The 19,818-nt window shown below is 64.1% G+C and carries 23 protein-coding genes; 11 read left to right on the top strand and 12 right to left on the bottom strand.

The window, feature by feature from the left end; all coding sequences use genetic code 11:
- A partial coding sequence (locus tag ACJRPG_RS23590) for an MBL fold metallo-hydrolase (RefSeq protein ID WP_510183114.1) occupies positions 1–377 on the top strand: 377 nt, incomplete at its 5' end.
- A gap of 92 nt (positions 378–469) precedes the next feature.
- On the opposite strand, the gene ACJRPG_RS23595 is transcribed toward ACJRPG_RS23590, so the two are convergent.
- From ACJRPG_RS23595 to ACJRPG_RS23610, 4 genes are all read right to left on the bottom strand, one after another.
- Positions 470–1,525, bottom strand: a complete 1,056-nt coding sequence (locus ACJRPG_RS23595; RefSeq protein WP_408002554.1) for an alkene reductase — start codon at positions 1,523–1,525, stop codon at positions 470–472.
- Positions 1,526–1,548: 23 nt separating this feature from the next.
- Positions 1,549–1,857 carry an ArsR/SmtB family transcription factor gene (locus ACJRPG_RS23600; protein WP_408002555.1) on the bottom strand — a complete coding sequence of 103 codons (309 nt, stop codon included), beginning with the start codon at positions 1,855–1,857 and terminating at the stop codon, positions 1,549–1,551.
- Positions 1,858–1,938: 81 nt separating this feature from the next.
- Complete coding sequence (locus ACJRPG_RS23605; RefSeq protein ID WP_408002556.1) at positions 1,939–2,298, bottom strand: DUF1304 domain-containing protein; 360 nt, start codon at positions 2,296–2,298, stop codon at positions 1,939–1,941.
- Between the two features lie 51 nt (positions 2,299–2,349).
- Positions 2,350–3,309 carry a M14 family metallopeptidase gene (locus ACJRPG_RS23610; protein ID WP_408002557.1) on the bottom strand — a complete coding sequence of 320 codons (960 nt, stop codon included), beginning with the start codon at positions 3,307–3,309 and terminating at the stop codon, positions 2,350–2,352.
- Positions 3,310–3,383: 74 nt separating this feature from the next.
- Between ACJRPG_RS23610 and ACJRPG_RS23615 the strand changes: the two genes are divergently transcribed.
- Positions 3,384–4,547 carry an acyltransferase family protein gene (locus ACJRPG_RS23615; RefSeq protein ID WP_408002558.1) on the top strand — a complete coding sequence of 388 codons (1,164 nt, stop codon included), beginning with the start codon at positions 3,384–3,386 and terminating at the stop codon, positions 4,545–4,547.
- Here the strand turns inward: ACJRPG_RS23615 and ACJRPG_RS23620 are convergent.
- The 4 genes from ACJRPG_RS23620 to ACJRPG_RS23635 are packed head-to-tail and all read right to left on the bottom strand — an operon-like array spanning position 4,441 to position 6,988.
- The gene (locus tag ACJRPG_RS23620; protein WP_408002559.1) at positions 4,441–4,980 is read right to left on the bottom strand and encodes an NUDIX domain-containing protein; all 540 of its coding nucleotides are present in this window, start codon (positions 4,978–4,980) and stop codon (positions 4,441–4,443) included. The two genes, ACJRPG_RS23615 and ACJRPG_RS23620, sit on opposite strands and share 107 nt — an antisense overlap.
- Complete coding sequence (locus ACJRPG_RS23625; RefSeq protein WP_408002560.1) at positions 4,980–5,450, bottom strand: hypothetical protein; 471 nt, start codon at positions 5,448–5,450, stop codon at positions 4,980–4,982. Before ACJRPG_RS23625 ends, ACJRPG_RS23620 begins: the two co-directional genes overlap by 1 nt.
- A 24-nt stretch (positions 5,451–5,474) precedes the next feature.
- Complete coding sequence (locus ACJRPG_RS23630) at positions 5,475–6,371, bottom strand: pirin family protein (protein ID WP_408002561.1); 897 nt, start codon at positions 6,369–6,371, stop codon at positions 5,475–5,477.
- Positions 6,372–6,397: 26 nt separating this feature from the next.
- A complete protein-coding gene (locus tag ACJRPG_RS23635) occupies positions 6,398–6,988 on the bottom strand; it encodes an FMN-dependent NADH-azoreductase (RefSeq protein ID WP_408002562.1) in 591 nt (196 codons plus the stop codon).
- 111 nt (positions 6,989–7,099) lie between these two features.
- On the opposite strand from ACJRPG_RS23635, the gene ACJRPG_RS23640 reads away from it, so the two are divergent.
- Positions 7,100–8,023 carry a LysR family transcriptional regulator gene (locus tag ACJRPG_RS23640; protein ID WP_408002563.1) on the top strand — a complete coding sequence of 308 codons (924 nt, stop codon included), beginning with the start codon at positions 7,100–7,102 and terminating at the stop codon, positions 8,021–8,023.
- Here the strand turns inward: ACJRPG_RS23640 and ACJRPG_RS23645 are convergent.
- Together ACJRPG_RS23645 and asd are read right to left on the bottom strand one after the other, a co-directional pair.
- Complete coding sequence (locus ACJRPG_RS23645) at positions 8,005–8,328, bottom strand: hypothetical protein (RefSeq protein WP_408002564.1); 324 nt, start codon at positions 8,326–8,328, stop codon at positions 8,005–8,007. The two genes, ACJRPG_RS23640 and ACJRPG_RS23645, sit on opposite strands and share 19 nt — an antisense overlap.
- Before the next feature lie 57 nt (positions 8,329–8,385).
- On the bottom strand, positions 8,386–9,237 hold the full coding sequence (asd, locus tag ACJRPG_RS23650) for an archaetidylserine decarboxylase (RefSeq protein ID WP_408002622.1): 852 nt from the start codon (positions 9,235–9,237) through the stop codon (positions 8,386–8,388).
- A gap of 146 nt (positions 9,238–9,383) precedes the next feature.
- On the opposite strand from asd, the gene ACJRPG_RS23655 reads away from it, so the two are divergent.
- The 5 genes from ACJRPG_RS23655 to ACJRPG_RS23675 all read left to right on the top strand — a co-directional run bounded on the left by ACJRPG_RS23655 (position 9,384) and on the right by ACJRPG_RS23675 (position 15,632).
- Complete coding sequence (locus ACJRPG_RS23655; RefSeq protein WP_408002565.1) at positions 9,384–11,582, top strand: TonB-dependent receptor plug domain-containing protein; 2,199 nt, start codon at positions 9,384–9,386, stop codon at positions 11,580–11,582.
- Positions 11,583–11,609: 27 nt separating this feature from the next.
- Positions 11,610–11,963 carry a hypothetical protein gene (locus ACJRPG_RS23660; protein WP_408002566.1) on the top strand — a complete coding sequence of 118 codons (354 nt, stop codon included), beginning with the start codon at positions 11,610–11,612 and terminating at the stop codon, positions 11,961–11,963.
- A 13-nt stretch (positions 11,964–11,976) separates the two neighbouring features.
- Positions 11,977–14,238 (top strand): GAF domain-containing protein, encoded by a 2,262-nt coding sequence (locus ACJRPG_RS23665; RefSeq protein WP_408002567.1) that lies wholly within the window; start codon positions 11,977–11,979, stop codon positions 14,236–14,238.
- A gap of 4 nt (positions 14,239–14,242) precedes the next feature.
- Positions 14,243–15,163, top strand: a complete 921-nt coding sequence (locus ACJRPG_RS23670; protein ID WP_408002568.1) for a LysR family transcriptional regulator — start codon at positions 14,243–14,245, stop codon at positions 15,161–15,163.
- Positions 15,164–15,338: 175 nt separating this feature from the next.
- On the top strand, positions 15,339–15,632 hold the full coding sequence (locus ACJRPG_RS23675; RefSeq protein WP_408002569.1) for an H-NS histone family protein: 294 nt from the start codon (positions 15,339–15,341) through the stop codon (positions 15,630–15,632).
- A 26-nt stretch (positions 15,633–15,658) separates the two neighbouring features.
- Here the strand turns inward: ACJRPG_RS23675 and ACJRPG_RS23680 are convergent, their stop codons facing one another.
- Entirely contained in the window at positions 15,659–16,036 is a 378-nt protein-coding gene (locus ACJRPG_RS23680) for a VOC family protein (protein ID WP_408002570.1), read from the bottom strand.
- Between the two features lie 112 nt (positions 16,037–16,148).
- Between ACJRPG_RS23680 and ACJRPG_RS23685 the strand changes: the two genes are divergently transcribed.
- The 3 genes from ACJRPG_RS23685 to ACJRPG_RS23695 all read left to right on the top strand — a co-directional run bounded on the left by ACJRPG_RS23685 (position 16,149) and on the right by ACJRPG_RS23695 (position 18,795).
- A complete protein-coding gene (locus tag ACJRPG_RS23685; RefSeq protein WP_408002571.1) occupies positions 16,149–17,423 on the top strand; it encodes a metal-dependent hydrolase family protein in 1,275 nt (424 codons plus the stop codon).
- A 39-nt stretch (positions 17,424–17,462) separates the two neighbouring features.
- Positions 17,463–18,077: an LON peptidase substrate-binding domain-containing protein gene (locus tag ACJRPG_RS23690; RefSeq protein ID WP_408002572.1), complete on the top strand. Its 615-nt coding sequence runs from the start codon at positions 17,463–17,465 to the stop codon at positions 18,075–18,077.
- Positions 18,078–18,168: 91 nt separating this feature from the next.
- A complete protein-coding gene (locus ACJRPG_RS23695) occupies positions 18,169–18,795 on the top strand; it encodes an FMN-binding negative transcriptional regulator (RefSeq protein ID WP_408002573.1) in 627 nt (208 codons plus the stop codon).
- Here ACJRPG_RS23695 and ACJRPG_RS23700 read toward each other — a convergent pair.
- Positions 18,782–19,735 carry a DMT family transporter gene (locus ACJRPG_RS23700; RefSeq protein ID WP_408002574.1) on the bottom strand — a complete coding sequence of 318 codons (954 nt, stop codon included), beginning with the start codon at positions 19,733–19,735 and terminating at the stop codon, positions 18,782–18,784. The genes ACJRPG_RS23695 and ACJRPG_RS23700 overlap by 14 nt on opposite strands.
- Positions 19,736–19,818: the final 83 nt, after the last annotated feature.

Consider the following 19,818-nt stretch of genomic DNA (forward strand, 5'->3'; position numbering starts at 1 on the left):
GCCCGTATGCGGATGCCGGCAAGTTCCAGCCCTTCGAAGGCAGCACCGAGCTGGTGCCCGGCATCAAGGCCAGCTCCAGCTTCGGCCACACACCCGGCCACACCAGCTACGTGGTGGAAAGCAAGGGCCAGAAGCTGGTGCTGATCGGCGACCTGATGCACGTCGCCTCGGTGCAGTTTGACGACCCTTCGGTGACGATCGACTTCGACAGCGACAGCAAGGCCGCGCTCGCGCAACGCAAGGCCGCCTTCGCCGATGCTGCCAAGCAGGGCTACCTGATCGGCGCCGCCCACCTGCCGTTCCCGGCCCTGGGCCACTTGCGCGCCACCGGCAAGTCCTACCAGTTCGTCCCCGTCAACTACAGCATCCCCCGCTAACGGCACACCCTGACACCTTGGGGTCAGGCACCACGTGTCAGTTGCTGCGTATTGCTGCTCGATACTGACACCAGGTGCCTGACCCCATGGTGTCAGGCGAGGGCGGGGTAGTCGGTGTAGCCTTCGGCGCCGCCGCCGTAGAACAGCTCGCTGCGCTGGGGGTTCAGCGCGGCCTTCTGGCGCAGGCGCTCCGGCAGGTCGGGGTTGGCGATGAAGTCCTTGCCCCAGGCGATGGCGTCGGCGCGGCCGTCGGCCAGCGCTTGCTGTGCGCTCTCCAGCGTGAATTTCTCATTGGCGATGTAGACGCCGCCGAATTCTTTCTTCAGCAGCGGGCCCAGGCTGTCCTCGCCAATCGCTTCGCGCGCGGCGATGAAGGCGATCTTGCGCTTGCCCAGCTCGCGCGCCACATAGCCGAAGGTCTCGGCCGGCGTGGAATCGCCCATGTCGTGCGAGTCGCGGCGCGGCGCCAGGTGCATGCCGACACGGTCGGCGCCCCACACCGAAATCACGGCGTCCGTTGCTTCCAGCATCAGGCGGGCGCGGTTCTCGATCGAGCCGCCGTACTGGTCGGTGCGCTGGTTGGTGCTGTCCTGCAGGAACTGGTCGAGCAGGTAGCCGTTGGCGCCGTGCAGCTGCACGCCGTCGAAACCGGCTTTCTTCGCGTTCTCGGCGCCCTTGCGGTAGGCCTCGATCACGCCCGGAATCTCGGACAGCTCCAGCGCGCGCGGCGTGCTGTAGGGACGCACCGGCCGCAGCAGGCTGACATTGCCCTTCGCCGCAATCGCGCTCGGCGCCACCGGCGCGTCGCCATTCAGCAGGCTGGGATCGGAAATACGGCCCACATGCCACAGCTGCAGGAAGATCTTGCCGCCCTTGTCGTGCACAGCCTTCGTCACCAGCTTCCAGCCTTCCACCTGTTCGTCCGACCAGATGCCCGGCGTGTTCTCATAGCCCACGCCCTGCGGCGTAACCGAGGTGGCCTCCGTCAGGATCATGCCGGCCGAAGCGCGCTGCGCATAGTATTCAGCCATCAGCGCGTTCGGCACGCGGCCGCCGCCAATAGCGCGCGAACGGGTGAGGGGCGCCATCACAACGCGGTTTTTCAGGGTCACCGCACCAATGGTGAGCGGGTCGAACAGGTTTGCCATGTCATTTCCTTTGTTTGTGCCAGCTAGAGGCTGGCGTTCATGTGGTCGAGATATGCCCGGATCACTTCTTCATTGCGTTTGAAGAAGGTCCACTGACCGGCCCGCTGCGTCACCACCAGCCCCGCCTTGGATAGCACGGCAAGGTGGCCGGAAACCGTCGACTGCGACAGTCCGCTGCGGCGATCGATCAAGCCCGCACATACCCCCATCGAGAGCGGATGCGTCTGCTCCGAGAAGTAGGCCTCCGGTTCCTTCAGCCAGCTGAGAATCTGCCGGCGTACTGGATTGGCGAGGGCTTTATGGATGGCGTCAAAGTCGATCGTTTCGGTCATATCGGTAACTTCCGATTTATACATTGGGATTCTACGATATAAAAACAAGTCCTGCAGGGGACCACATGAAAAACAGGAAAATCAGGCCAGTTGCAGCAATACCAGGCCCAGCACAGCGGGCAGCGTCTGCACGAAAATGATGCGGCGGCTTACCGTCACGCCGCCCCATATGCCGGCCACGGCCACGCACAGCAGGCCGTATACGGCAAAGGCGCGCGCCACGTCGGGATGGGGATGGAGGAAAAATACGGCCAGCGCCGCCGCCAGGAAGCCGTTATAGCAGCCCTGGTTGGACATGGCCGGCTTCACGACCGCGGCCTTCTCGGCGCTGAGCCCGAACACGCGGCGCCCGCGCGTATCGAACAGCACCGTTTCCAGCAGCACGATGTAGACATGGATCAGCAGGACAATGCCCACCACGATCTGAGCCAGCAAGAGCATGAAGACCTCCGGAGTTGATATGGCAGCAATAATATACCGCTGCCATCGTTCTCAGAAGGAATCGTTAACGCGGGCCAGGTAGTACCACTCATTATTGGCTTTGGCTCCCGTATCCGGGAACAGGATGATGGCATCGAAGGGCGCCAGCACCGGCGTGCCGTCGGCGCGGCGGCCGATCTCCTCGCCGGCGGACACGCGGTCGAAGCTGGCCCACACGCGGCTGAAATGATCGCCGTCGTGCAGCTTGTCGTGCACTTCCATCATGCTCAGGTATTCCATCTCCTCGCGCGCAATCGGCGCCGGCGCCGGCGCATCGATCAGCCCCAGGTGCCCCAGCGTGTTCATGATGGCGCGGTAGGCCACTTCCGGCGCCTGCGGATCCGCATGCTGGCCGCATTCCAGCGTCAGCGCATAGCCGCCGGTGCTGCGCATGAATTCCGTGGTGCCCACGCCATAGCGCAGCACCGTCTGCAGCTCGCTGGTATCGCGCATGCGGCGCTGCACTCCGTCGCCATAGGTACGCAGCCAGCCATCGACAAAACGCTTCACGCCCAGGATGCGGGCCAGGGCGCGCTCTTGTTCTTCATGCTGGAATGGCTCGAGCGGCCCATCGTTATTGCGCGGGCCCACCATCACGAAAGGCTGGCTCTGTGCATTGAAGGAGTGCAGGTCCAGCAGCACATCGTGCGCGGCGAGCAGGGGACACAGCCAGTTGGCGATGCGGTCCTCGAAATCCTTCGGATCGTCCTTCGGGAACAGGTCGCGGTTCAGGTTGCGGTCGCCCGCGCGCTCGCCTTTCGCATACGCCAGCGGATTCGCCACCGGCACAAAGGTCACGCTGCCGTTCAGGATGCGCAGTTCGCCCTTGTCCAGCTGCTCCATCACGCGCACAATGCCCCTGGTGCCCGCCGTTTCATTGCCATGCACGGCGCCCATGATGATCAGGCGCGGTCCCTTGCCCTGGCCGGTGTAATTGACGGATTTGAAATGCAATTCGCTCGCTACGGTCATGCTGGATGTCCTCGGTGAAAAAACGGTGCCGGTATTCTAGCGGTAATCCGCCTGTCCAAAGGTAAAATGGCCGGATGAAGACCCAACGCATCCACGGACTCGATACGCTGCGCGCGCTCGCCATCATGCTGGTGTTCACCAACCACTACATGGGCTTTGTCAGCAACCGTCCGACCTTCGGCGTGGTCAGCGAACTGGGATGGATGGGCGTGGACCTGTTCTTCGCGCTATCCGGCTACCTGATCGGCAACCAGATCTTCGCGGGCCTGCGCCAGGACAGCTTCTCGCTGAAGAATTTCTACGCGCGCCGCCTGCTGCGCACGCTGCCCAACTATTACGTGGTGCTGGCGCTGTATGCTTTCTGGCCCTTGTGGGCGGGCGGCACCCAGCATGCGCCGTGGTGGCAGTACTGGACCTTCACGCTGAACCTGGAACTGATTCCCGGCACGCGCTTCTCGCACGCCTGGTCGCTGTGCGTGGAGGAGCAGTTCTACATGCTGCTGCCCGCCGCCGTGCTGCTGATTGCGGCCTGCCGCGGATCGCTGGCGCTGGGCTGGTGCGCTATCGCAGCCAGCGTCGCTGCGGGCATGGCGTTCCGCGCGCTGGCCTGGCAGGATGTCCAGCCTCCGGCGGGCGGCAACGCGCGTGCCTACACGGAGATATATTACGCCACCTGGTGCCGTTTCGACGAACTGCTGGCCGGCGTGGCGCTGGCCATGGTGAAGAACTATCACGCCGCCTTGTGGGCGCGCCTCACCTCCGCCGGCAACTGGATGCTGGCGGGCGGCCTGCTGCTGTTCAGCGCTTGCGCATGGTTCTTCCTCGACGCGCATTTCGGCTATGCGATCAGTGTGGTGGGCTATCCGCTGCTGGGCGTGGCGTTCGGCATGCTGCTGCTGGCCGCGCTCAGTCCGGGTTCGCTGCTGTCGCGCATGCGGGTACCCGGCGCCGCCAGCATTGCCATCTGGTCCTATGCGATCTACCTGACGCACAAGCAGCTGTGCATCATCCTCGCCAAGGAGCTGCAGGAGCGCTACCGCCTCGGCGCCGAGCATCCGCTGACGATCGCCATCCTGATTGCAGCCTCGCTGCTGGCGGGCTTCCTGCTTTACCTGCTGGTGGAAACGCCGTTCATGAAGCTGCGCGAGCGCTTTGTTCCCGCAAGCCGCGCAGATAATTCAGCGTCCACGTCTCGCGAACAATCGACATCCCCATCCCCGCATCCTGCCGCGCAATGACCGCTTCGTTATGCGCGGCGGCGCGGGCCAGCGGCACCCATTCCGGCGCCATGCCGTTGCTGATCTCGTAGTGCTCCATCTGCGCCTCGCCCAGCTCGCGGCTGGCGCTGCAGCGGTAGATGTAAGAGCGCATGAAGAGGTGGTCGTAGCCCGGCTCGGGGCTGGGCCGGTATTCGTCGATATAGCCGATCGCATCCAGCACCTGCACGTCCTGCGCGCCCGTTTCCTCGGCCAGTTCGCGCTGCAGGCCTGCGATCATGTCTTCGCCCGCATCGAGGCCGCCGCCGGGCAGGCTGTAGTCGTCGTAGCGGCGCGTGTAGAGCAGCAGGATATCGTCACCGTGCATGATGACGGCACGCACCGCATCGCGCCGTAAAGCGCGGCCTTCGGTGGAGTGGACCGTGGGGTGAACCAGTTTGAGCAGCAATTCCATCAGTGGCGCATCTCGATCACATCGAACGGCGATTGCACGCTGTTCAGGAAATCCAGCACGGCCTGGATGCGTACGCCGGCTTCCTCATTGGCGGTATCGGCAATCACATTGCGCAGGCCGGGCATGGCCTCCGGAATATCGCGGCTGGCGTAGGCCTTGATCAGCAGCGCGGCCAGCTGGGCGGCATCGCGCTGGTGGCGGTGGCGCAGGCGCTGCTCGATCACGCCGAACAGGGCGCGCTGCATGCGCGGGGTAGGGTTGCTGATGTGCGCGAACACGAGGGGCGTGTTGGCAATGGCGTCGCAGATGCGGCGCTCAATCTCGTCCGGCTTCACGTCGGAAGCGATATCGAAATATGCGGCATTCCACCGGGTGCGCGCATAGGCGTGCCCCGGCGGGAAGGAATCGACGGTTTCGAAGCCGAGCGCGCGGCTCACGCGCCTGAGCAAATCAATCAGTGGGCTGGTCATCCGCGCATTGTAGCGCGGCCCGCCTTATGCCGTCTGCGCCTCTTCACCCAGCAGGCCGGCGCGGAAGTCGTTCACGGCCTGGAAGATCTCTTCCTGCGTGTTCATCACGAAGGGGCCGTACTGCGCGATCGGCTCGTTCAGGGGCTGGCCTGCGATCAGGATGAAGCGGCTGGCTTCCGCCGCTTCGACCTGCACACCGTCCGCGCCGGCGGTGTTGGCGAGGATCGCCATGCTGCGCGCCGGCACCGCCTTGCCGCCGATGCTCACTTCACCGCGATAGGTGTAGAGGAAGGCGTTGTGCCCGGCCGGCAGCAGCTGGCTGAAGCTGGCGCCCGCCGGCAGCTCCACGTCGATATATACCGGCTCCGTCACCTCGCGCTGCACCGCGCCCGCCACACCGTGGCTGGCGCCCGCTATCACGCGCACCAGCGCGCCGGAAGGCGTGGTGAATGCAGGAATTTCATCGGCCTTGAAGTCCTTGTACCAGGGCTTGCGCATCTTGTCTTTCGCGGGCAGGTTGAGCCACAGCTGGAAGCCTTCCATCAGGCCCGCTTCCTGTTCCGGCATCTCGGAGTGGATCACGCCACGGCCTGCGGTCATCCATTGCACGCCGCCGTTTTCCAGCAGGCCTTCATTGCCCGCACTGTCGCGGTGGCGCATGCGGCCGGTGAGCATATAGGTCACGGTCTCGAAGCCGCGGTGCGGGTGGTCGGGGAAGCCGGCGATGTAGTCGTTGGCTTCGTCCGAACCGAAATTGTCCAGCATCAGGAAAGGATCGAGGCGGCGCTGCAGCGGCTGCGTGAGGACACGGTTGATCTTCACGCCCGCCCCATCCATCACGGCCTGGCCGTGGATGATGCGTTCCACACTACGCGGCGACACGAGCTGTTCGCCGCTTGCTACGCGAGTGATGTTTGCCATGCTGTTCTCCTGTTCCTGATTGGTGCTTACACCAGTACTGCGTTGATCTGTTCTTCCGCTTCGGCGCGCGCTTTCGCAACGGCTTCCGGACCCATGCCGTGGCCTTCCGAGAACACGAACTGTACATCATTGAGGCCGACGAAGTTCAGGAAGGTTTTCAGGTGCGGCAGCTGGGTGTCGCTCGGCGCGTCCTTGTGCAGGCCGCCGCGGGTCACGGCGACATATACTTTTTTGCCGGTCAGCAGGCCAACCGGACCGGTAGGGCCGTATTTGAAGGTGACGCCGGCACGTGCAATCGCGTCGAACCAGCTTTTCAGCTGCACGGTGATGCCGAAGTTGTACATTGGGGCGCCGATCACGATCACGTCCGCCGCTTGCACCTGGGCGATCAGGGCGTCGTCCAGCGCCACGCGGGCCGCCTGTTCGGGAGTGCGCTGGTCTGCCGGAGTGAACAGCGCTTGCAGCGCGGCTTCGTCCAGCACTGGGTGAGGGTTGGCGGCCAAGTCGCGGCGCACTACGGTGGCGCCGGCGCCGATTTTGGCTACGATGGCGTCCGCCAGGCGGGTGGATTCGGAACCGGTGCTGCGGGCGCTGGAGTTGATCTGCAAGATGTTCATGGTATTGCTCCTGTATTGGTTTGGTGTTGCGATGGAGTTACTTTACTCGTTCCAATATCGAAGAAAAAGCCGGTAAAATGGATAGCATTAATCCACTGGTGGAACAATCTCATGCATATTGACCCTTCGGACCTGCTGCTGTTTGCCCGTATCGTGGAGTGCGGCAGCTTCAGCCAGGCGGCGGAGCAGCTGCAGTTGCCGAAATCGACGGTTTCGCGCCGCCTGTCCCTGCTGGAAGCGCAACTGGGCGAACGCCTCCTGCAGCGCACCACGCGCAAGCTGGTGCTGACCGAGCTGGGCGCGAGCCTGCTGGCGCATGCGCGCAAGGTGGCGGAAGAGACGGAGGCCGCGGGCGCGCTGGCCCAGCACCGCCAGCAGGCGCCGAACGGCCTGCTGCGCGTATCGATGCCGGCCGATTACGCAAACCTGGAGCTGGCGGCAATGCTGCCTGCCTTCATGGGCAAGTATCCGAACGTCTCGCTGCAGCTGGACCTGTCGCCGCGCCGCGTGGACATCCTGGCGGAGGGCTTCGACCTGGCCATCCGCATGGGCGCGCTGCCGGACGATGCGGCGCTGGCGGCGCGGCCGGTGGCGCACAGCGTCTGGGCGCTGTTCGCTTCACCCAGCTATATCGCGCGGCGCGGCCTGCCGGAGCATCCGGACGACCTGTTCCGCCATGACCTGCTCGCGCTGGGACGCTCGCATGAAGGGCTGGCCAGCTGGAAGCTGGAGAAGGGCAAAACGGTATGGGAGCGCGATGTGCCGGTGCGCCTCACCGGCAATTCGCCCGAGCTGCTGGCGCGGCTGGCGCAGACCGGCGTCGGCATCGCGAGTTGCACGGACCGTTTCTCGGCGCCGCTGCTGAAAGTGGGGGCGCTGGTGCGGGTGCTGCCGGAGTGGAGTTTCCCGTCCGTGACGGGCTGGGCGGTGTTTCCAGGGCGGCGGCTGATGCCGGCCAAAACGCGGGTATTCCTGGATATGCTGGAAGAGCACTTCGACCGCAGCCGGCCCAAGCCTCAGGGTTTGGGCGCCTGAACCAGCGCGGCGGGGGGAATCACGATGACAATCGGTGCTGGCGCGGCCTGGGCCGTAGCAGCCGGCACGGTGCGTGGCACGGCGTTGTTCATGACGAAAGCTACCAGCGTCACGAACAATGCCAGCGTGGCGGACGCGATGCCGGCCGACCATTTTACGGTTTGCGCAATCGTCTGGTGCAGCTCGGCCTTGAGTTCTGCAAAGCGTGCATCGCTGTATTGCCGTTCGCTCTGGAAGCGGGCATCGATATATTCGCGCATGCCCTCAAAGCGTGCGTCAAAGTATTCGTGATCGGCAGTGGTCATGAAGGCCTCCTTCGATCCAGTGTAGTCCAAAACCGAAGGAGGCGAAGCTGATGTGGATCAGGCGGACTTGAGGCCGGCCATCATCTCGCCCAGCCGCACCGGGCCGGCCGGTTGCCATGCTGGATTGAACTGCAGCGTGTCTTTCGGGAACAGCATCACTACGGTGGAGCCCAGCAGGAAGCGGCCCAGTTCCTCGCCTTTTTTCAGCACGATATTCTGGTCGGCATAAGTCCACTCGGCGATATTCGGCTGGCGCGGCGGGTTCACCACCCCGTGCCATACGGTGGCCATGCTGCCCACGATCGTCGCGCCCACCAGCGTCATCACGAAGGGGCCGGACGCCGTATCGAACACGCACACCACGCGCTCATTGCGCGCAAACAGGCCGGGAATGCCGCGCGCCGTGGTCGGGTTCACGGAGAACAGCTCGCCCGGAATATAGATCATGCGCGTCAGCTTGCCGTCGCAGGGCATGTGGATGCGGTGGTAGTCGCGCGGGCTCAGGTAGAGATTCGCGAAACTGCCATGGCGGAACTGTTCGGCCAGCGCGCGGTCGCCGCCCACCAGCGCGGTGGTGCTGAACTTGTGGCCCTTGGCCTGGAAAATCTGGTCGTCCTCGATGGCGCCGAACTGGCTGATGCGGCCATCCACCGGACAGATGAAGTCCGCATCGGCCAGCGGGCGCACGCCCGGCTTCAGGGCGCGCGTGAAGAATTCGTTGAAGCTGTGGTAGCTGGCGATATCCGGATTCTCGGCCTCGTCCATATTCACATCGTACTTGCCCACGAACCAACGGATCAGGCGGGTGGTCATGGCGCCGCCTTTGTGCCCGGCCACGCGGCCGGCAAAATTGGTCAGCGCTCCCTTGGGAAGCAGGTACTGGGGCAGAACGGCCAAACGAGACACGATATGGTTTTCCTGTTAACACGGCGAACCGGCATTATAGCTGGCGCCATAGGGGAAGGAGGTCTAGAAAATATTTTCTAGAAAAGTGAACAAATTTTCCTGAAAGTAAGGGACAATACCGCTCCCTGACCAACTCATAGAAGTTAGCCATGAACCGCCATACCCTGTTTCGCCTGACGCTCGCCGCAGCCGCGGTGGCCTCGGCATTCCAGTCGCACGCCCAAACGGTAAAGCCCGAAGACACTCCCAAGCCCGAAGCGAAAGCCCCGGCAAAGGAAATACAGAAGGTGGAAATCAAGGGCTCCACCGAAGCTTACGATCCGCGCCGCGATGACACGGCCAGCAAGATCGTCATCACCAACGAAGAGATCCTGCGTTACGGCGACACCTCCGTCAACGATGTGCTCAAGCGCGTGCCCGGCGTGACCGTGGGCGGCGCGGCAGGACGGGGCGGCGGCGAGATCCGCATGCGCGGCCTGGGCAGCGGCTATACGCAGATCCTGCTGAACGGCGAACGCGCGCCGGCCGGCTTCTCCATCGACAGCCTGTCGCCGGATGTCATCGAGCGCATCGAAGTGCTGCGCGCGGCCAGCGCCGAGTTCAGCACGCAATCGATCGCGGGCACCATCAACATCGTGCTCAAGAAAGCGATCAAGACCCAGCAGCGCGAAATCAAGGTCGGTGCAGGCAAGAGCCACGAGCAGTTCACGCCGAACGTCAGCCTGCAGATGTCGGACAAGATGGGCAAGATGTCGTATTCGCTGGGCGCCAATTTCTACCGGGGCATCTTCGAGCGCTCGTCGCCCGTGGTGGAAACTTTCGTGGATGCCGGCGGCGTGCTGCGTTCGCAGCGCAACACGCAGCAGATCGACCACGCCAATCCGGAAGGCTTCAACCTGTCGCCGCGCCTGAACTGGACGCTGGAGAACGGCGATACGCTGACCTCGCAAACCTTCGTCAACCTGAATAAATTCATCGGCAGCGCCGATGCGGATATCGACACGCCGGTCGGCCTGCCGCCGCGCTACCAGATCCGCGACGAGGACTTCAGCAACCACAACTTCTTTGCCCGCACGGACCTGAACTGGGTGCACAAGCTGTCCGGCGGCGGCAAGCTGGATACCAAGATCGGCATCAACGGCCTGCGCAATACCGGCACCTGGCACCAGTTCGGCTATAACCAGAATGTGCTGCAGCGCGATGCCACGGTGCTCAGCAAGACGACGGAGAAGGGCTTCTCCACCACCGGCAAATATTCCTCGCCCCTGATTCCCAACCACGCGCTGGCGATGGGCTGGGACGGCGGCATCAACTGGCGCGAGGATTCGCGCATCGAGCGCGATGTGGACCTGCCGGGCAGCAGCCCCGAAAATACCGACGAAGGCTATGAGGCCAAGGTCAGCCGCATGGCGCTGTATGCCCAGGATGAATGGAACATCACGCCGCGCTGGTCCATGTATGTGGGCCTGCGCTGGGAAGGACTGTTCACGGAAAGCGAAGGCAATACCTTCGACAAGGTGAAGCAGAACAACAGCGTGTGGAGTCCCATCGCGCAAACCCTGTACAAGCTCCCGAACAGCAAGGACCAGCTGCGCCTGGCGCTCACGCGCACCTACAAGGCGCCGCAGGCCAGCAGCCTGATTCCGCGCCGCTTCACCTCCACCAACAACTCGCAGACCGATCCGGACCGCCGCGGCAACCCGGACCTGAAGCCGGAGCTGGCATCCGGCATCGACGCCTCCTATGAACACTACTGGGCCGAGAATGCGCTGTTCAGCGTGGCCGCATCGATGCGCCGCATCAATGGCTACACGCGTCCGGGCGTCTTCCTCGAAAACGGCCGCTGGGTGCTGACGCCGATGAACGATGGCCACGCCACCACGCGCAGCATCGAGCTGGAAACGAAGTTCCCGCTCAGCGCCATCATGAAGGATGCGCCGTCGCTGGACCTGCGTGCGAGCGCCAACCGCAACTGGTCCAAGGTGGATTCGGTGCCCGGTCCGGACAACCGCCTGGACCAGCAGGTGCCATTCTCGGCCACGCTGGGCGCGGACTACAAAACGAAGGACGGCAAGCTGTCGCTGGGCGGCAGCTACGCCTTCAAGACCGGCGGCTACGTGCAGACCACCGTGCAGCAGTCCACCTACCAGACCGTGCGCCGCGACCTCGATGTCTACGCGCTGTGGAAGTTCAATCCCAAGCTGCAGCTGCGGGTGGCGGCATCGAACCTGCTGGCGCAGGAGTTTGTGGCCGATTACGCCTACGCGGACGTCAGCGGCGTGCAGCGCCGGACCACGATCTTCCCCGGTTACGTGACGACGCGGGTAACGCTGGAAATGCGTTACTGATTTCATAACAGGTGATATCATCTGCGCATGAGCCAACATAGTTTCACGCCAGCTGATTCACCGAATGAAGTCCTGAACCAGGCGCTAGCCGAGGTGCGCGATCTGCAGCGCACCGTCGTCGCGCTGCGCGCCGAGCTGGAATCGGTGCATGCCGAACGCCAGCGCATGGCGCAGGACGCGGTATCGGGCGCCCAGTCCGAAATCGTCCAGCTGCGGGAAACCATCGTGGCCCTGCGCGCGGAACTGGAGCGGCTCACGCTGGAGAAGGGCGAAGCCCTGCAGCAGGCCGCAGCCGCCCACCGCGCCGAAAACCTGCAGCTGCACGACACCATCCGCGCCCTGCGCGACGCACTGGAAGCCCAGGCTTCCGCGAAAGCCTGAGACCATGGACGGTATGGCCGATCCTGCCCCACAAGCCCAGAGCCGCCGGCTGCGCCAGGTCGAGCTGCTGCTCGAAGTGTCGCGCCGCATGGCGTCCTACGATACGCTCGACGAAATCCTGAATGCCCTGGTCGAGGTCACGACCGAGCAGCTGGGCGCGGAACGGGGCACGCTGTTCCTGAACGATGCGGAGACCAATGAGCTGTTCTCGCGCGTCGCCCAGGGCAATATCCAGCGCGAGATCCGCTTCCTGAACCATGTGGGTATCGCCGGCCATGTGTTCACCACCGGCGAGCCGCTGCTGATTCCGGACGCCTATGCCGACCCGCGCTTCAACCGTTCGGTGGATGAACAGACCGGCTTCGTTACGCGCAATATCCTGTGCGTGCCGATCCGCACCGTGAAGGGCGAGATCATCGGCGTGGCGCAGACGCTGAACAAGCTCAAGGGCAAGTTCACGAAGGCCGACCTGGAAATGCTGGGCGCGCTGACCACCCAGGGCACGCTGGCGCTGCAAAGCGCGCGCTTCCTGGAGAGCATGAAAAAGGTGCGCCAGCAGGAGATGGAGTTCATCGACGTGGTCTCCGAAGTCACGGCCGACATCAAGCTCGGCTCCCTGCTGCAGCGCGTAATGGGAGAGGCCACGCGCCTGCTGAATGCCGACCGTTCCACGCTGTTCCTGAATGACGAGAAAACGGGCGAGCTGTGGTCGCAGGTGGGGCAGGGGCTGGAGTCCATGCAGATCCGCCTGCCGAATACGGCGGGCATCGCGGGCGCCGTGTTCACCTCCAGCAAAACGATCAATATCCCCTACGCCTACGCGGACCTGCGCTTCAACCCGGCCTTCGACAAGCGCACCGGCTATTTCACGCGCTCCATCCTGTGCGTCCCCATCATCAACAAGAACGGAAAGACCATCGGCGTTACGCAGGTGCTGAACAAGCGCGGCGGCCCGTTCACGGCGGAAGACGAGTCCCGCCTGCGCGCCTTCACCGCGCAGATCTCGATTGCGCTGGAAAACGCCAAGCTGTTCGCGGACGTGCAGCAGATGAAGAACTATAACGAGGCCATGCTGGAGTCCATGTCCAACGGCGTGATCACGATGGACGGCGACGGCAAGATCGTCACCTGCAACGCCGCCGGCCTGCGCATCTTCCGCGCCGGCAGCGCGGACGTGATCGGGCGCAGCGCTGCGGACTTCTTCAACGGCCCCAATGCCTGGCTGCTGGAGCGCATCAAACAGGTGGAAAGCTCGCAGGAGACCGAGCAGCTGATGGATGCGGAACTGATCGTCGGCGAGGACAGGATCTCGGCCAATGTGTCGATGCAGCCCTTGCTGTCGGTGGAGAAGAAGAGCATCGGCTCGATGATCATGATCGAGGACATCTCCAGCGAGAAGCGCCTGCGCGCCACCATGTCGCGCTACATGGATCCCGGCATCGCCAGCCAGATGATTAATGAAGGCGCCGATATGCTGGGCGGGAAGAACGTGCTGGCAACCGTGCTGTTCTCCGATATCCGCAGCTTCACCACCATTACCGAGCAGTTGGGCGCGCAGGGCACGGTGGCCATGCTGAACGAGTACTTCACGCTGATGGTGGACTGCATCCAGCGCGAAGAGGGCATGCTGGACAAGTTCATCGGCGACGCCATCATGGCCGCCTTCGGCATCCCGGTCGGCCATGAAGACGATGCCGACCGCGCCGTGCGTACCTCCATTGCCATGATCCGCGCGCTGCAGGCCTGGAACGCCCAGCGTGCGGGCGAGGGCAAGCCGCCGGTCGATATCGGCATCGGCCTGAATACCGACCAGGTAGTGTCCGGCAATATCGGGTCCAAGAAGCGCATGGACTACACCATCATCGGCGACGGCGTTAACCTTGCCGCGCGCCTGGAGTCGGCCTGCAAGCAGTATGGCGCGCGCATCCTGATCAGTGAATTCACCTACCGCGCCCTGCGCGGCACCTACCGCACCCGCGAACTGGATATCGTGGTGGTGCAGGGCAAGACCAAACCGGTGTCGATTTACGAAGTGCTGGACTTCCACACCGCCGACAGCTATCCGCACCTGGTGGACGCCATGGGCCTGTTCCGCGACGGGCTGGATGCCTACCGCAACCGGCGCTGGATGCAGGCCTGGGAGCTGTTCACGCGTGTGCTGTCGCTGAACCCGAACGACAAGGCTGCCCTCATGTATGTCGAGCGCTGCGACGAGCTTGCCGCGAAGCCGCCGCCCGATGACTGGGACGGCACCTACGTCATGCGCAGCAAATAAGGCCATGAAGATCCCGCGCAGCACGCTCGAGCAATGGCAGGTTCTGCAAGCCATCGTGGAGTGCGGGGGCTACGCGCAGGCGGCGGAGGCGCTGCACCGCAGCCAGTCTTCCGTCAGCTATATGGTGGCCAGGCTGCAGGAGCAGCTGGGCGTGGAGCTGCTGGAAATCGACGGCCGCCGTGCGAAGCTCACCAGCACCGGCGAAACCCTGCTGCGGCGCGCACGCGAACTGCTGGACGACGCCTTTGCGCTGGAAGACCTGGCCGGCCGCCTCAATGCCGGCTGGGAGGCCGAGCTGCGCTTCGCGGTGGACAGCCTGTTCCCCAGCCCCTTGCTGATCGAGATCCTGCGCGAGTTCGAACCACTGGCCCGCCATACCCGCGTCAATATGGAAGAGGTGATCCTGTCCGAAGCGGAGGATGTGCTGATCGGGAAGCGTGCCGATATCGTCATCGCGCACCGGGTGCCGGCCGGCTTCCTCTCCGATCCGCTGCTGGATGTGGAGTTCATCGCCGTGGCGCATCCCGCCCATCCGCTGCATGCCCTGAACCGCAGGCTGGGCGAGGAAGACCTGATGCGCCACCTGCACATGGTGGTGCGCGACACGGGCGTGAACAACCCGCGCGACCTGGGCTGGCTGGGAAGCACGCAGCGCTGGACCGTCACCAGTCCCGCCACCCGCCTTGAAATGATCTGCGGCGGCCTTGGCTTCGGCTGGCTGGCCGCGCACAAGGTGCAGGAGCACCTCGCCTCGGGCAGCCTGAAGGAGCTGCCGCTGGGTTCCGGCGGCCGGCGCCGCGTGCCGCTGCAGCTGGTGGTGGCCAACGCCGAGCGTCCCGGCCCCGCCGCCTGCCAGCTGGTGGCCATCATCCGCGAGGTCGTGGCCCGCCATGCAAGGCCGACGGGCGGCTGTCCCGAGATTTAATATTCCGGCCTTAATGCCCGGATTGTTGCTTTCATATCGCGCCGATAAGAAATTTAATGTGAATTAAGAATATTGGAAAATATCTGGAGTATTTTGGAAATCTTATGGTAAATTGACGTCTTTCTGAATTCTCACACATTCTCACACGCCGTAATACCCATAAAGGATATAAGAGATGACGACCTACCAGGAAATCCAGTCCAAGATCGCTGAACTGCAGAAGCAGGCTGAATCGGCGCGCAAGAATGAAATCACCCAGGCCAAGGAAAAAATTGCGGCCATCATGCGCGAATATAACCTGACGCTGGCCGATCTGGGCCCGGCCGTGAAGAGCGCGAAACCGGTCAAGCCGCGCGCGCCGGTGCCGATGAAATACCGCGACGATAAGACCGGCCAGACCTGGACCGGCCGCGGCCGCGCACCGAAGTGGCTGGAAGGCCGCAACAAGGAAGACTTCCTGATTAAATAAGCAGGCCTTGCGGGACGGGCGGGATATTAGTTCCCGTTGATACTGAGGATATTCCCGTCCGGATCCCGGAACCAGGCGACTTTCATTGTATCCGCCACATGAATGTCGCCTTTCAGTTGTAATCCCGGCAGCTCATAGCGCTCGAATGCCACGCCCCGCGCTTTGAGCGCCGCCACGATTTCCTCTATCTCATCGCCCACACTCCACGTGGCGCTGGTCGCCTTATTGCTGGAGGCGTACTGCGAGCGGTACACGATTATCTGTGAACTGCCGCTCAAATAAGTGACGGCTTCTTCGCCTTCACGCCCATTCTCCTGTAGTCCCAGCGTGCCGCCATAAAAGGCATGCGCCCTGGCCAGGTCGCTGACGGCAATAGTCGCCATGGCTTCGTTATTTGCAAGCATGGAAAGCTCCTGATTAAAAGTGGCTCACCCGCGCAGGCTAACAATGATTTTCTTGCCGCAGCGCCGCTTTGCTCCTTATCATGCCTGCTTGCCAAATAAGAAGGGAGATCAGATGTCCTCATGGATCCGGGCTGCGCTGGCGCTGCTGGCCGCCATCACCACGGCGGCTTCCGCCGAAACCCTGCTGCTGGCGCCGGAGCGCGTGTGGACGGGCGAAGGCAAGCCGCATACCGGCTGGCTGGTGCTGGTCGCCGACGGCAAGATCGAGGCCGCGGGGCCCGCCGCGCAGGTCAGCCCGCCCGCCGGCACGCGCCGCATCGAACTGCCGGGCCGCACCCTGATTCCCGGCCTGATGGACCTGCACTCGCACGTGCTGCTGCATCCCTACAATGAAACCAGCTGGGACGACCAGGTACTGAAGGAATCGGTCGAATACCGCGTGCTGCGGGCCGCGCGCCATGCCCGCGCACAGCTGCAGTCCGGTTTCACCACCTTGCGCGACCTCGGCACCGAAGGCGCCAACTACGCCGACGTCGCCATCAAGCGCGCCATCGAGGAAGGCATTACCGAAGGTCCGCGCCTGTTCGTGGCGACACGGGCCATCGTGGCCAGCAGCAGTTACGGCCCGAACGTGCGCGCCTACCGCCCGGATATGGACCTGCCGGGCGGCGCCCAGGAAGCCACCGGCGTGGACGAGGTGGTGAAAGCGGTGCGCGAACAGTCCTTCCGCGGCGCGGACTGGATCAAGGTCTATTCGGACTACCGCACCGGTCCCGATAACGCCCCGCACGCCACCTTCACGCAGGAGGAGCTGAATGCGCTGGTGCGCACGGCCCACGAATCCGGCCGCAAGGTGGCCGCCCACGCCAGCACGGACGAGGGCATGCGCCGCTCGGTGCTGGCCGGCGTGGACACGATAGAACACGGCTACGGCGGCAGCGAAGCCACCTTCCGCCTGATGGCCGAGCGCAAGGTCGCCTACTTCCCCACGCTGGCGGCTCCCGAAGCGACCAGTGAATACTTCCAGAAGCATGTACGCGGCGGCACGCCGACACCTTCCATGCAGGCTGCCGCGCATGCCTTCCAGCTGGCGCGCAAGCTCGGCGTGCAGATCGGCCTTGGCAGCGACGTAGGCGTGTTTGCCCATGGCGAAAGCGCGCGCGAGGCGGAATGGATGGTGAAGCTGGGCATGACGCCAACCGAGGCGCTGCGCGCCGCCACCGTCGTCAATGCTGCTGTACTGGACCGCGCGGCTTCGCTGGGCCAGGTCAAGCCCGGCTTCCTGGCCGACCTGGTGGCGGTGGAGGGCGACCCGACGGCCGATATCGGGGCCTTGCGCAAGGTGAGCTTCGTGATGAAAGGCGGGGTGGTGTTCCGCCAGCCCTGAGCGGCGGCAGGGCGGCGCGATTCGTGCGAAGATGGGGGCATGGCTACCATCCCGCTCTTCCCGCTGAATACCGTCCTGTTCCCGGACGGGCGCCTGCCGCTGCAGGTGTTCGAGGTGCGCTATCTCGACATGGTGAAGCGCTGTATCGAAGAGGCGGAGGAATTCGGCGTCGTGCCTTTGCTGGAGGGCGATGAGGTGCGCAAGCCCGGCCAGCAGGAGGCCATCGGCACCGTCGGCACGCTGGCGCGCATCGTCGAGTGGAGCGCGCCGATGCCGGGGCTGATGCATATTACCTGCCTGGGCACCCAGCGTTTCCGCCTGCTGTCGGCAGGCCAGACCAAACTTGGGCTATGGGTGGGCGATATCGAGCGCGTGGAGGACGATATGGCCGTGCCGGTGCCCGGCGAACAGCAGGACGTGGCGAACGCGCTGGGCTCCGTCATCCGCGCCTTGCAGCAGCGCCACGTGGCGCCGGACAAAATGCCGCTGCAGCCGCCATACCGCCTGGACGAAAGCGGCTGGGTAGCCAACCGCTGGTGCGAGCTGCTCAACATCGAAACCCCGCAAAAACAGCTGCTGCTGGCCCAGGACAATCCCGTGCTCCGCCTGGAACTGGTGCAGGACATGCTGGCCGATGCCGGCCTGCTCAGCTGACCCTGGCTCCAATTTTCCCGCCAGCGATGGTTCTGTGCCGGAGCCGGCTGCCGCGCTACACTGGACTTTTCAGCCAGCCCGGAGCCGCGCCATGTACCTGCCACCTGCCTTCGCCGAAGACCGCCTTGAGGTCAAGCACGGACTGATCCGCGCTTATCCGCTCGGTGCGCTGATCGTGCATAGCGGCGCGGGCCTGAGTGCGGACAATATTCCCTTCATGCTGTACGAGGATGGCGAACATGGCACCTTGCGTGCCCACGTGGCGCGCGCCAATCCCGTATGGCAGCTGCTGGCGCAGGGCGCCGCCTTCATGCTGCAGTTCCAGGGCCCGGAGGCCTATATCAGCCCGAGCTGGTATGCGGCCAAGCAGGCCGACCACAAGGTGGTGCCGACCTGGAACTACGCCGTGGTACAGGTGCGCGGCACGGCAACGGTGCACAGCGACGCCGCCTGGCTGCGCCGCCTGCTGGATGACCTGACGGCCTTCCATGAAAAGGAACTGCCGCAGCCCTGGGCGCCATCGGACGCGCCGCCCGAATACATCGCCACGCTCTCGAAAGCCATCGTCGGCATCGAAATCCGGATCAGCGAGATCACCGGAAAATGGAAGGTCAGCCAGAACCGCCCGGCGGCCGACCAGAAGCTGGTGGTGCAGGGACTGGAAGGCCGCGCCGACGATATGGCGGCGCTGGTGGGGGCCCGTATCAAGCCGGAGTAAGTTCGTCTTCCAGTGCGTGCACCCGCACCGACCAGGCCACGCCCGTAACCAGCAGCACAATCGCGGCCCATTCCAGCGGCCGTGGCCAGGCCTGCTTGTAGACGAAACCGTACAGCAGCGCAAACAGCGTTTCGAACAGGATAAGCTGGCCGGACAGCGTGACAGGCACGCGCCGGCTGGCGATATTCCACAGCTGGTTGCCGATGACCGACGCGCACAGCGCGAGCAGCACGTTCACGGTCCAGAACAGGCCCCAGTCACGGCCGCTGGCGGCGCCCGCCGTCCCGGTGATGTCCGCATGCCAGACGGCGAAGGCCGCGCCGCCGATCAGCAGGGCGATCACGCCGGTGGACAGGCCATACAGCGCCGACCATTCGGCGCTGGAGAAATGGGGATTGCGTTTCAGGTAGCGCGCATTGTCCACCGCATACCAGCTCCAGCACAGCAGGGCGCCGGTGGCGCACAGCACGCCCACCAGCGTCATGCCCAGCGGCTTGCCGCTGCCCGCCGCGTGCATGAAGGTGTCGATATTGATGCAGGCGATGCCTGCGCCGACCACCAGCAGCGGCAGGGCCAGCTGGCGCAGCGGGACGGAGCCGTGGTCCTTGTGGCCCATCAGCGTGACTACGATGGGCAGCACGCCGATGATCAGCGAAGTGGGCGCCACGCCCGCCAGCTTCACACCGAGCACCAGCAGCATGTAATAGACGATGTTCCCGGCCAGCGCATGGCGCAGCATGGCGGCGAAGTCGCTGCGTTCAAGGCGGCGCAGCAGGCCGCCGAGGCGCGGCGCCATCAGTCCCAGCGCCATGGCGCCATAGGCCGTGTAGCGGCCCACCGCCAGTTCCACCGGCGAGAAGGCCGACAGCCACTCCGGCGCGATAAACACCATGCCCCACATTGCGCCGGCCGCCAGGCCGCACAGCACTCCATTCCACATCGACGTCTTTCCTATGATTAAGCTGCGACAGTGTCGCACGGCTTGCGCTATGGTGTCATCAATGGATTTTACGGAGGGTGTCC

This window comes from Pseudoduganella rhizocola, assembly GCF_045984285.3.
In the GTDB taxonomy this organism is placed as follows: Bacteria; Pseudomonadota; Gammaproteobacteria; order Burkholderiales; family Burkholderiaceae_D; genus Rugamonas.

Coding starts and splice junctions, on each gene's coding strand:
- ACJRPG_RS23630 (WP_408002561.1), bottom strand. CDS start 6,371: ATGGCAAACATCACTCGCGTAGCAAGCGGCGAACAGCTCGTGTCGCCG.
- ACJRPG_RS23635 (WP_408002562.1), bottom strand. CDS start 6,988: ATGAACATCTTGCAGATCAACTCCAGCGCCCGCAGCACCGGTTCCGAA.
- ACJRPG_RS23600 (WP_408002555.1), bottom strand. CDS start 1,857: ATGACCGAAACGATCGACTTTGACGCCATCCATAAAGCCCTCGCCAAT.
- ACJRPG_RS23675 (WP_408002569.1), top strand. CDS start 15,339: ATGACGACCTACCAGGAAATCCAGTCCAAGATCGCTGAACTGCAGAAG.
- ACJRPG_RS23610 (WP_408002557.1), bottom strand. CDS start 3,309: ATGACCGTAGCGAGCGAATTGCATTTCAAATCCGTCAATTACACCGGC.
- ACJRPG_RS23655 (WP_408002565.1), top strand. CDS start 9,384: ATGAACCGCCATACCCTGTTTCGCCTGACGCTCGCCGCAGCCGCGGTG.
- ACJRPG_RS23615 (WP_408002558.1), top strand. CDS start 3,384: ATGAAGACCCAACGCATCCACGGACTCGATACGCTGCGCGCGCTCGCC.
- ACJRPG_RS23625 (WP_408002560.1), bottom strand. CDS start 5,450: ATGACCAGCCCACTGATTGATTTGCTCAGGCGCGTGAGCCGCGCGCTC.
- ACJRPG_RS23680 (WP_408002570.1), bottom strand. CDS start 16,036: ATGCTTGCAAATAACGAAGCCATGGCGACTATTGCCGTCAGCGACCTG.
- ACJRPG_RS23645 (WP_408002564.1), bottom strand. CDS start 8,328: ATGACCACTGCCGATCACGAATACTTTGACGCACGCTTTGAGGGCATG.
- ACJRPG_RS23620 (WP_408002559.1), bottom strand. CDS start 4,980: ATGGAATTGCTGCTCAAACTGGTTCACCCCACGGTCCACTCCACCGAA.
- ACJRPG_RS23695 (WP_408002573.1), top strand. CDS start 18,169: ATGTACCTGCCACCTGCCTTCGCCGAAGACCGCCTTGAGGTCAAGCAC.
- ACJRPG_RS23665 (WP_408002567.1), top strand. CDS start 11,977: ATGGCCGATCCTGCCCCACAAGCCCAGAGCCGCCGGCTGCGCCAGGTC.
- ACJRPG_RS23685 (WP_408002571.1), top strand. CDS start 16,149: ATGTCCTCATGGATCCGGGCTGCGCTGGCGCTGCTGGCCGCCATCACC.
- ACJRPG_RS23595 (WP_408002554.1), bottom strand. CDS start 1,525: ATGGCAAACCTGTTCGACCCGCTCACCATTGGTGCGGTGACCCTGAAA.
- ACJRPG_RS23670 (WP_408002568.1), top strand. CDS start 14,243: ATGAAGATCCCGCGCAGCACGCTCGAGCAATGGCAGGTTCTGCAAGCC.
- ACJRPG_RS23660 (WP_408002566.1), top strand. CDS start 11,610: ATGAGCCAACATAGTTTCACGCCAGCTGATTCACCGAATGAAGTCCTG.
- ACJRPG_RS23700 (WP_408002574.1), bottom strand. CDS start 19,735: ATGTGGAATGGAGTGCTGTGCGGCCTGGCGGCCGGCGCAATGTGGGGC.
- ACJRPG_RS23690 (WP_408002572.1), top strand. CDS start 17,463: ATGGCTACCATCCCGCTCTTCCCGCTGAATACCGTCCTGTTCCCGGAC.
- ACJRPG_RS23605 (WP_408002556.1), bottom strand. CDS start 2,298: ATGCTCTTGCTGGCTCAGATCGTGGTGGGCATTGTCCTGCTGATCCAT.
- ACJRPG_RS23640 (WP_408002563.1), top strand. CDS start 7,100: ATGCATATTGACCCTTCGGACCTGCTGCTGTTTGCCCGTATCGTGGAG.